Origin of the sequence: Micromonospora sp. NPDC005197 (assembly GCF_040608295.1) — a bacterium.
GTDB lineage: Bacteria > Actinomycetota > Actinomycetes > Mycobacteriales > Micromonosporaceae > Micromonospora.
Genome location: NZ_JBEXHY010000058.1, coordinates 24772 through 33973, shown reverse-complemented (window position 1 = coordinate 33973; position 9202 = coordinate 24772). Strand labels below are relative to the sequence as shown.

At 74.0% G+C, this 9202-nt stretch carries 9 protein-coding genes; 4 read left to right on the top strand and 5 right to left on the bottom strand.

Going from position 1 to position 9202, the window contains the following annotated elements; translation table 11 throughout:
* The 3 genes from ABZU46_RS19410 to fxsA all read right to left on the bottom strand — a co-directional run.
* Nucleotides 1–374, bottom strand: a 374-nt coding sequence (locus ABZU46_RS19410; RefSeq protein WP_354859640.1) for a hypothetical protein, incomplete at its 3' end; no start/stop codon positions are given.
* Nucleotides 371–1600, bottom strand: a complete 1230-nt coding sequence (locus ABZU46_RS19405; protein WP_354859638.1) for an FxsB family cyclophane-forming radical SAM/SPASM peptide maturase — start codon at nucleotides 1598–1600, stop codon at nucleotides 371–373. The genes ABZU46_RS19410 and ABZU46_RS19405, both read right to left, overlap by 4 nt.
* Before the next feature lie 2 nt (nucleotides 1601–1602).
* A complete protein-coding gene (gene fxsA / locus ABZU46_RS19400) occupies nucleotides 1603–1794 on the bottom strand; it encodes an FxSxx-COOH cyclophane-containing RiPP peptide (RefSeq protein ID WP_354859636.1) in 192 nt (63 codons plus the stop codon).
* Nucleotides 1795–2074: 280 nt separating this feature from the next.
* Here fxsA and ABZU46_RS19395 point away from each other — a divergent pair, with 280 nt between their 5' ends.
* From ABZU46_RS19395 to ABZU46_RS19385, 3 genes are all read left to right on the top strand, one after another.
* Nucleotides 2075–2428 carry a YciI family protein gene (locus tag ABZU46_RS19395; RefSeq protein ID WP_354859633.1) on the top strand — a complete coding sequence of 118 codons (354 nt, stop codon included), beginning with the start codon at nucleotides 2075–2077 and terminating at the stop codon, nucleotides 2426–2428.
* Nucleotides 2429–2430: 2 nt separating this feature from the next.
* Complete coding sequence (locus tag ABZU46_RS19390) at nucleotides 2431–3639, top strand: sigma-70 family RNA polymerase sigma factor (protein ID WP_354859630.1); 1209 nt, start codon at nucleotides 2431–2433, stop codon at nucleotides 3637–3639.
* A 91-nt stretch (nucleotides 3640–3730) separates the two neighbouring features.
* Nucleotides 3731–4870: a glutamate--cysteine ligase gene (locus ABZU46_RS19385; RefSeq protein WP_354859627.1), complete on the top strand. Its 1140-nt coding sequence runs from the start codon at nucleotides 3731–3733 to the stop codon at nucleotides 4868–4870.
* Between the two features lie 10 nt (nucleotides 4871–4880).
* Here ABZU46_RS19385 and ABZU46_RS19380 read toward each other — a convergent pair whose 3' ends face one another.
* Both ABZU46_RS19380 and ABZU46_RS19375 read right to left on the bottom strand, forming a co-directional pair.
* Nucleotides 4881–6665, bottom strand: coding sequence for an N-acetylglutaminylglutamine amidotransferase (locus ABZU46_RS19380; RefSeq protein ID WP_354859625.1), 1785 nt, complete (start codon nucleotides 6663–6665; stop codon nucleotides 4881–4883).
* 118 nt (nucleotides 6666–6783) lie between these two features.
* Complete coding sequence (locus ABZU46_RS19375) at nucleotides 6784–7212, bottom strand: MarR family winged helix-turn-helix transcriptional regulator (RefSeq protein ID WP_354859624.1); 429 nt, start codon at nucleotides 7210–7212, stop codon at nucleotides 6784–6786.
* 95 nt (nucleotides 7213–7307) lie between these two features.
* Here ABZU46_RS19375 and ABZU46_RS19370 point away from each other — a divergent pair, with 95 nt between their 5' ends.
* Nucleotides 7308–9086: an ABC transporter ATP-binding protein gene (locus tag ABZU46_RS19370; protein WP_354859646.1), complete on the top strand. Its 1779-nt coding sequence runs from the start codon at nucleotides 7308–7310 to the stop codon at nucleotides 9084–9086.
* Nucleotides 9087–9202 lie beyond the last annotated feature (116 nt).

The following is a 9202-nucleotide window of genomic DNA, read 5'->3' as shown; positions in this document are numbered from 1 at the left end:
GGCAGCGGCAGCACACCGTCGGCCGGGCGGGGCAGCGTCAGCGTGAACGTCAGGCCGGCGCGGGTCGCCGCCGCGGCCGCGAGCGCGGCCAGGTAGGCGGGCCCGGCGGCGCCGTCGAGCGCGGCGCGGGCCCATCCGGTCACCGGTGGATGGGTCAGCACCGCGGCCACCGTTGCCGGGTCGGCGTGCTCGGCGCGGGTGAGCAGCTCCAGACTCTGCCGGACCAGTGGCTCGTCACGGCAGGCGCGGGCCGCGGCGACGGTCAGCAGCCGACGGCGACCGAGCTGCCCGCCCCGCAACACCGCGACCGTTGCGGCGTCGCCGTGGCCCCCAGCCAGCTCGGCGAGCTGCGCCGCCGACAGCGGGCCCGTCATGGGCGTGCCACCGGCGTCGGCACGCTCGCCCCGGCGACGCGACGGCGCAGCGCGTCCAGGTCGGCGGTCACCACCGTCCGCACGTGCTGGATCAGCCGCAGCAGGTCGGCACAGTAGACGGACGGGTTGGCGAAGCCGGCGCCGTCGCGGAAGCGGTGCGCGTACAGGCCGCCACCGCAGACGTCGACGACCGGGCAGGCCCGGCAGGCCGGCGCGAGCGCCGCGGTCCCGGTGGGACGCCCGGCCAGCGACGGGTGACGCAGCGCCTCGTCGAAGCTGTGCCGGAAGACGTCGAAGCCGGTCCGCATCGCCGACGCGGTGGTCGTCTTGAGCGTGTCGGTGCCCTCGATGGTGCCGTCGGTCTCGATCGTCATGACGTCCGGCTCGGCGGCGCCCAGCGCCTGGGTGCCGCTGCGTCCGCCCAGCAGCAGCGCGATCAGTGACTCGAACAGCCGGATGCTGGTACGCCGGGGCGTCTCGGCGTACCAGCGGTCGAAGACGGCGATCAGCCAGTCCGCGTACGGGGTGGCGGGGTCGCCGGGGTGGCGCCCGGGTGGGGGAGCGCTCCAGTTGCCGTGCGGCAGCAGCAGATCCAGTCGGGGCGGGTCGAACTCCCGCAGGCCCTCGTAGACGGCGATCGGGTCGTTGGCCAGGTCGACCGTGCAGAGCAGACCGGCATAGCGGGCCCGGTGTTCGGGCCGGGCCAGCAGGCGCAGCGCGGCGGCCACCTCGGCGAAGCTGCCCCGGCCGTCGGCGTGGCGGCGATGGCGGTCGTTGGCGGTGCGGTCGCCATCCACGCTCACCCCGACGTCGATGCCGTGCGTGTGGCACAGGTCGAGCGCCGCCTCGTCGAGCAGGAGCCCGTTGGTCTGCATCGCCACGTCGAGTGCGACGCCGGAGGGCATCGCGGCGCGCAGCGTGCGTACCGTCCGGTCGAGCACGGCGGGGCCGGCGAGCAGCGGCTCCCCGCCGTGCAGCACCACCCGGACCCGGTCGGTGCCGTGCCGGGCCACGTGGGCGGCGAGCCGGTCGGCGACCCGGCTCACGGTGCCGGGGGCCATGACCCGTGGCCGAGTCCGCCAGCCCTGGTCGGCGTGCCGGTAGACGTAGCAGTAGTCGCAGGCCAGGTTGCACCGTGAGTGGACCTTCAGCACCACCTGGCGGATGCGGGGCGCGGCCACGGCAGGGCGGTGTCGGGTGGCCGACGGCGGGGCGTCGGCCGGCACGGTCAGAAGCTCGACTCGAACGCCGACACGTCGCCGGGCCGGCCCGGCTCACTCTCGGCGGCCAGCGTGCCCAGCACGTGGGCCAGGACGCCGTCACCGGCGCCGGCCAGCAGGTCCGCCAGAGGTACGTCGCCGAGCTGCACCAGAGCGGTGCCGACAGTGCGTCCGATGGGCGGCTGGTCGTGGTCAGCCACCGTGGACCGTCCTTCGGTCGAAGACCGGCACCTGCGTCACCGCTGCGCTCACTCCGCCTTTCTACACCATCGCACCCGGCCCCGGACGGCGCGACACCGCAGCCCGTACGCGCTGGCCACCGTGCCGTTACCTGGCGTACGACCGGGGCCGCCCGGCGCGGCGTCGCACACCCGCGGCCGGGACGGCCGTTTTTTTCCGGCCGGCCTGTCGAGGTGGGCGGTAGTCGTTCGTATGGAGGATGAGAGGTCGGCGTCGCGCCGGCCGCCACGAGGAGGAACGATGACGCTCTACCTGCTCAGCATGCACCAGCCGCAGGGTGGGGTGCCGGAGCCGGAGTTCCTGGCACAGGTGATGCGCGAGGTCGGCGAGCTGCGCGACGAGCTGGCAGCCGCCGGGTCCTGGGTCTTCGGTCAGGGTCTGCACGGGCCGGAGACCGCCACGGTGCTGCGCGCCCGCGACGGTGACGTCCTGGTCACCGACGGACCGTTCGTGGAGGGCAAGGAGTACCTGGGCGGCGTCACCATCATCGACGTGCCGGACCTGGACGCCGCCCTGCACTGGGGTCGCCGCTACGCGCTGGCCACCACCCTGCCGATCGAGGTCCGCCCCTTCCGGCCCGGGGCCGGAGACTGACCGTGCCCGACGTGGAGGCGGTGTTCCGCGCCGAGTACGGCCGCGCGGTCGCCGTGCTGGTGCGCCTCCTCGGCGACATCGACCTCGCCGAGGAGGCCGTCCAGGACGCCTTCGCCATCGCGCTGCGTCGGTGGCCGGACAGCGGCCCGCCGCCCAGCCCGGCCGGTTGGATCATCACGACGGCCCGCCACCAGGCCATCGACCGGCTGCGCCGGGAGGCGACGCGCGCCGACCGGCACGCCCAGGCGGCCCTGCTGTACGCCGCCGACCCACCCGACGAGGAGGGGCCCGTGCGCGACGACCGGCTACGTCTGATCTTCACCTGCTGCCATCCGGCGCTCGCCCCGGCCACCCGCGTCGCGCTCACCCTGCGTCTGCTCGGCGGCCTGCGCACCGCCGAGATCGCCCGCGCGTTCCTGGTGCCGGAGGCGACGATGGCGCAGCGACTGGTCAGGGCCAAGTCGAAGATCCGCAACGCCCGCATCCCGTACCGGGTGCCGCGCGACGCTGACCTGCCCGAGCGGCTGCACGCTGTGCTCGCGGTGCTGTACCTGATCTTCAACGAGGGGTACACGGCCAGCGCCGGCCCGCACCTGGTCCGTGCCGAGCTGTGCGTCGAGGCGATCCGGCTGGCCCGGCTGCTCGTCGAGCTGATGCCGGACGAACCGGAGGCGCTGGGCCTGCTCGCGTTGATGCTGCTCACCGAGTCCCGCCGGGGCGCGCGGACCACGGCGGACGGCGAGCTGGTGCCGCTCGGAGAACAGGACCGGGACCGGTGGGACCGCGCCCTGATCGCCGAGGGGCAGTCGCTGGTGCGTCGCTGCCTGCGCCGCGACCGGCCGGGGCCGTACCAGTTCCAGGCCGCGATCGCCGCCGTGCACAGCGCCGCGCCGCGCGCCGCCGACACCGACTGGCGTCAGATCCTTGCCCTGTACGACCAGCTGACGGTGGTCGCCCCCGGCCCGGTGGTGGCGCTGAACCGGGCCGTCGCGCTCGCCGAGGTCGCCGGTGCGGCGGCGGCGCTGGCCGAGGTGGACCGCCTCGATCTGCCCGGTTACCACGTGCGGCACGCCGTCCGCGCCGACCTGCTGGCCCGGCTCGGCCGGCGTGGGGAGGCCGTCGAGGCGTACCGGACGGCCGTCGCGCTGACCGACAATTCGGCCGAACGGGCCTTTCTCGACCGTCGGGCGGCGGCGGTTTCGGCGGGCTGACCGTGCGTTTGCCGGCCGCCCCGGCCGGGAAACCGAGCCGCCCGTCGGCCGGGGTTTCCACCCCTGGCCGCAGCAGCGGATGGAGGCGGCCATGGCCTACCGACCGGCGACCGTCGACACCGTGCCGGACCTCGACACCCTCACCCTCACCCTGGGCGTCGAGGAGGAGTTCCTGCTGCTCGACCCGGACAGCGGCCGGAACCTGCCGGTGGCCGACCAGGTGCTGGCCGCGCTGCGCGGCCCGGCCCGCGACCAGGGCCGCCAGGAGTTCCGGCACAGCATGGTGGAGATGGTCACCCCGGTCTGCGCCGACCTCACCGAGCTGCGCACCCACCTGGTGGCGCTGCGCCGCTCCGCCGTCGAGGCCGCCGCCGAGGCCGGGGCCCGGCTCGTGGCGGTCGGCGCCACCCCGGTGGCCGAGCCGCACCGGACGGTGCCCGACCGGCCGCGTTACCACGCCATGTCCCGCCGGTACGGGCCGGTGGCGCACGATCCGGCGGTCTGCGGCTGTCACGTGCACGTCGGGCTGCCGGACCGGGAGCTGGCCGTGCAGGTCTGCAACCACCTGCGGGTGTGGCTGCCGGTGGTGCAAGCGATCACCACCAACTCGCCGCTGCACGACGGGTACGACACCGGCCACGCCAGCTGGCGGTCGATGCAGTTGGAGCGCTGGCCCAGCATCGGCCCCACGCCGTACTTCGACTCCGCCGCCGACTACGACCGCACCGTCGACGAGCTGATCGCCGCCGGCATCATGCTGGACGCGGCGATGGTCTACTGGTACGCCCGGCCGTCGTCGGCGTACCCGACGGTGGAGGTCCGTGTCGGTGACGTCTGTCCGACCGTGGACGACGCCGTGCTGGTCGCCGCCCTGGTCCGCAGCCTGGTCGCGACACTGGCCGACGACGTACGCGCCGGGGTGCTCGCCCCGCCCGTGCGCGACTGCCTCGTCGCCGCGGCGCACTGGCGGGCGGCCCACGACGGCCTCGACGGCGAGCTGATCGACCTGCGCGCCGGCGGCGCCCGACCGGCCTGGGACCTGGTGGACGAGCTGATGGCGGTGATCGCCCCGGCGCTGCTGCGTCACGGCGATCTCGGCTACGTGCTGGCCCAACTGGCCCGGCTGCGCCGCGACGGCACCGGGGCGACCCGACAGCGACGGGTGCTGGAGCACACCGGCGACCTGCGCGCGGTCATCGACGACCTCGCCGCCCACACCGCCGCCGGCTAATGGGCCGTTGTCAACGGATGTCGTGGGTCTGCAACCACAGTTCCAGCAGACCGAGCTGCCACAGCTTGTTGCTGCCCGCCGCGGCCTCGGCCCGGTCCGGCTCGGCGAGCAGCCGCGCCACGTACTCGGGGCGGAACAGGCCCCGCTCGCGCGCGACCGGGGCCTGCAACGCTTCGGCGACCAGCTCGCGCACCGGCCCGTCCACGTTGCGCAGCGCCGGCACCGGGAAGTAGCCCTTCGGCCGGTCGACCACCTCGGCCGGCAGCACCTCCCGGGCGACCTCCTTGAGCACGCCCTTACCGCCCTGGGCCACCTTGTGCTCCGGTGGGCAGCGCGCGGCGAGGGTGACCAGGTCCTGGTCGAGGAACGGCGTGCGCACCTCCAGCCCCCAGGCCATGGACATGCTGTCCACCCGCTTCACCGGGTCGTCGGGGAGCATCAGGTGGGTGTCCAGGCGCAGGACGGCGTCCAGCGCGGTCTGCGCCCCGGGCGCGGCGAGGTGGTCGGTGAGCAGGTCACGACTGGCGTCGCGCTCCAGCGCGTACGCCGGGCCGACGATGGCGCGCAGCTCGTCGTGGCCACGGTCGAAGAACGCGGCGGCGAACGTCTCGGCGGCGCCGTGGCGGGGCACCTGGGTCAGCGGCTGGTGGTAGCCGTAGCCGGCGAACACCTCGTCGGCGCCCTGCCCGGACTGCGCCACCTTCACATGCCGCGCCACCTGCTCTGAGAGCAGGTGGAAGGCGACCACGTCGTGGCTGCCCATCGGCTCGGTCATGGCCAGCACGGCCCCTCGTACGGCGGGCGTCAGGTCGTCGTCGGCGAGCCGGATCCGGTGGTGGTCGGTGTCGTACGCGCGGGCCACCAGGTCGGAGTAGTGGAACTCGTCGCCGGACTCGTCGCCCCGGCTGTCGAAGCCGATGCTGAACGTGCGAAGGTGCTCCTGGCCGGCCTCGGCGAGCAGCGCCACGATGAGGCTGGAGTCCAGACCGCCGGAGAGCAGCACCCCGACCGGGACGTCGGCGACCAGCCGTCGGCGTACGGCCGTGCGCAGCGCGTCGGAGATGGCGGCCCGCCAGTCGGCGGCGTCCATCCCGGCGTCGGCCGGCTCCCGCACGTAGTCGGGCTGCCAGTACACCTGCTCACGGCTGCGCCCGTCGGCCTCGATCACCCGCACCGTGGCGGGCGGCAGCTTGCGGACGCCACGCAGCACGGTCCTGGGCGCCGGCACGATGGAGTGCCAGGACAGGTAGTGGTGCAGCCCCACCGGGTCGATGCCGGTGTCGACGTCGCCGGCCCGCAGCAGCGCGGGCAGGGTGGAGGCGAACCGGAGCCGCCCGGGGGCCTCGGCGAGGTAGAGCGGTTTGATGCCGAGCCGGTCGCGGGCCAGGACGAGCCGCCGCCGGGGCCGGTCGACCAGCCCGATCGCGAACATGCCGACCAGGTGGTCGACGAAGCGTTCACCCCAGTGCGCGTACGCCACCAGGATCACCTCGGTGTCGCTGGTGGATCCGAAGGAGTACCCGGCGTTCCGCAGCTCCTCGCGCAGCTGCGGGTAGTTGTAGATGCACCCGTTGAAGACCAGCGCCAGGCCCAGGTCGTCGCGCACCATCGGCTGGCCGCCGGCATCGGACAGGTCGATGATGGTCAGCCGCCGGTGCCCGAGGAGCACCCAGTCGTCGGCGTACAGGCCCTCGTCGTCCGGGCCGCGCGAGCGCATCGCCTCGGTCATCCGGGTGACCGCCGCCGCGTCGGGCGGCCGGCCGTCGAAGCGCACCTCCCCGCTGATCCCGCACATCAGGCGGGGTGGCGGTGGTTCAGGGCAGACATGAGCGCCTCCTGTCACGTCTCCCCGGCTGGTGGTGGCGGGGGTCCGGCGAACGAGCGGGGCGGCTGGCTACCCGCGCGCGGGGCGGTTATGCGCGCAGGGTGCGCAGGATGCGGGCCAGCTCGGCGCGGTCGGCGTCGGGGAGGTGGCCGAAGAAGCGGTCCGCCTCGGCGCGGCGGGCGGCCCGGATGGCGGCGCTGACGCGGGTGCCCTCGTCGGTGAGCGCGACCAGGGTCGCCCGGCGGTCGGCCGGGTCGGGTCTCCGTTCGACGAGCCCTCGGGCCTGAAGGTCGTCGACGACCTCGGTGGCCGAGCGGGGCGCGATGTGCAGGTGCTCGGCGAGCGTGCCGGGGCGTACCTCACCGTGACGGCCGAGCACCCCGAGCGCGCGGGACTGGCTGGGGGTGACGTCCCACGGCGCCAACGACTCCCGGGTCTGTCGGCGCAGACGGGACGCGACCGCCCAGAACGTCTCGGCCAGGCTCTCGTCGCCGCTGTCGGTGGTGTCCTCGGTCACCGGAATACGGTAGCAGCCGATACTGTTGTTCCCTCATGTTGAGGTAACCTCAGCATATCGCCTCCGGAAGGAGTTCCCCCTTGGAACCCACCCCGATGGGCCGCGACCGCGGCCACCGCACCGTTAGCGCCGAGGAGAAGACGCAGGCCCGCCAGGTGTCCCTGCGCCGCATCGGCCGCCTGTTCACCCCCCACCGACCCGCGCTGGCCATCGTCACCGCGATCATCGTGCTCTCCTCGGTCGTCGCGATGGCCAGCCCGTTCCTGCTGCGTGCCGTGATCGACCGTGCCCTTCCGCAGGGCGACGTGACCCTGCTGGTCTGGCTGGTCCTCGGCATGGTCGCCGTGGCCGCCGTGACCGCCGCCCTCGGCGTCGTCCAGACCTGGATCTCCACCCAGGTCGGGCAGCGGGTCATGCACCGGCTGCGCACCGACGTGTTCAGCCACCTCCAGCGGCAGTCACTCGGCTTCTTCACCCGCACCCGCACCGGCGAGGTGCAGTCGCGCATCACCAACGACATCGGCGGCATGCAGTCGGTGGTCACCTCCACCGCCACCGCCGTCGCGGCCAACCTCACCACCGTGGTCGCCACCGCCGTCGCCATGGTCGCGCTCTCCTGGCAGCTCTCCCTGGTCTCGCTCGTGGTGCTCCCGCCGGCCATCTGGCTGACCCGCCGGGTCGCCCGGATGCGCCGCGAGATCACCGACCAGCGCCAGCGCGAACTCGCCGACCTCAACGTCACCGTCGAGGAGGGGCTGTCGATCAGCGGCGTGCAGCTCGCCAAGACCCTCGGCACCGGCCCCGCCCTGATCGACCGATTCACCGCCTCGTCGGCCCGCCTCGTCGACCTGGAGCTGCGCAGCGAGCTGGCCGGCCGCTGGCGGATGGCCTCGATGAGCATCATCTTCGCCGCCGTACCGGCAGTGATCTACCTCGCCGCCGGCCTGCCCGGCACCGCCGGCACGCTGAGCATCGGCACCCTGGTCGCCTTCACCGCCCTGCAGGGCGGCCTGTTCCGGCCACTGATGGGCCTGCTCAACGTGGGCGTGTCGCTGACCGCCTCGCTGGCGCTGTTCGCCCGGATCTTCGAATACCTCGACCTGCCGGTCGACGTGGCCGACCCCGCCGAGCCGGTCCGCCTCGACCCCGCCCGGGTCCGCGGCCACCTGCGCCTCGCGGACGTCACCTTCGGCTACCCCGGCAGCGACACCGCCGCCCTCGCCGGCGTCACCCTCGACGTGCCCGCCGGCACCAGCCTCGCCCTCGTCGGCGAGACCGGCTCCGGCAAGAGCACCCTCGCCGGACTGGTCAGCCGCCTGCACGACCCGACCGCCGGCCGCATCACCATCGACGGCGTCGACCTGCGCGACCTGCGCCTGACCGACCTGGCCGCGATCGTCGGCGTCGTCAGCCAGGAGACGTACCTGCTGCACACCACCGTCCGGGAGAACCTGCGCTACGCCCGGCCGGACGCCACCGACCCCGAGATCGAGGCCGCCGCCCGCGCCGCCCAGATCCACGACCTCATCGCCGGCCTCCCCGACGGGTACGACACGATGGTCGGCTCCCGCGGGCACCGCTTCTCCGGCGGCGAGAAGCAACGACTCGCCATCGCCCGTACGCTGCTGCGCGACCCGCGCATCCTGGTCCTCGACGAGGCCACCAGCGCGCTGGACACCGAGACCGAACGCGCCGTACAGAAAGCGTTCGACGTGCTCTCCGAGGGTCGGACGGTGCTCACCATCGCGCACCGGCTCTCCACCGTCCGCGCCGCCGACCAGATCGCCGTCCTCGACCACGGCCGCATCGTCGAGACCGGCACCCACGACAGCCTGCTCAACCGCAACGGCCGCTACGCCACCCTGGCCGCGTGAGCCCCCGCCCCCTTGATCGTTGGCGGCTGGGCGACATGACACGCCGACAGCTTCGCTGTTGAGGTGCCACCGATCATCGCGGGCTAGCAGAACGTGGGCGCACGTGGGGGTTTTCC

What these genes read in the sequence shown, in the direction of transcription:
- ABZU46_RS19395 (WP_354859633.1), top strand. Translation starts at nt 2,075, where the DNA reads ATGACGCTCTACCTGCTCAGCATGCACCAGCCGCAGGGTGGGGTGCCG.
- ABZU46_RS19385 (WP_354859627.1), top strand. Translation starts at nt 3,731, where the DNA reads ATGGCCTACCGACCGGCGACCGTCGACACCGTGCCGGACCTCGACACC.
- ABZU46_RS19380 (WP_354859625.1), bottom strand. Translation starts at nt 6,665, where the DNA reads ATGTGCGGGATCAGCGGGGAGGTGCGCTTCGACGGCCGGCCGCCCGAC.
- ABZU46_RS19370 (WP_354859646.1), top strand. Translation starts at nt 7,308, where the DNA reads ATGGGCCGCGACCGCGGCCACCGCACCGTTAGCGCCGAGGAGAAGACG.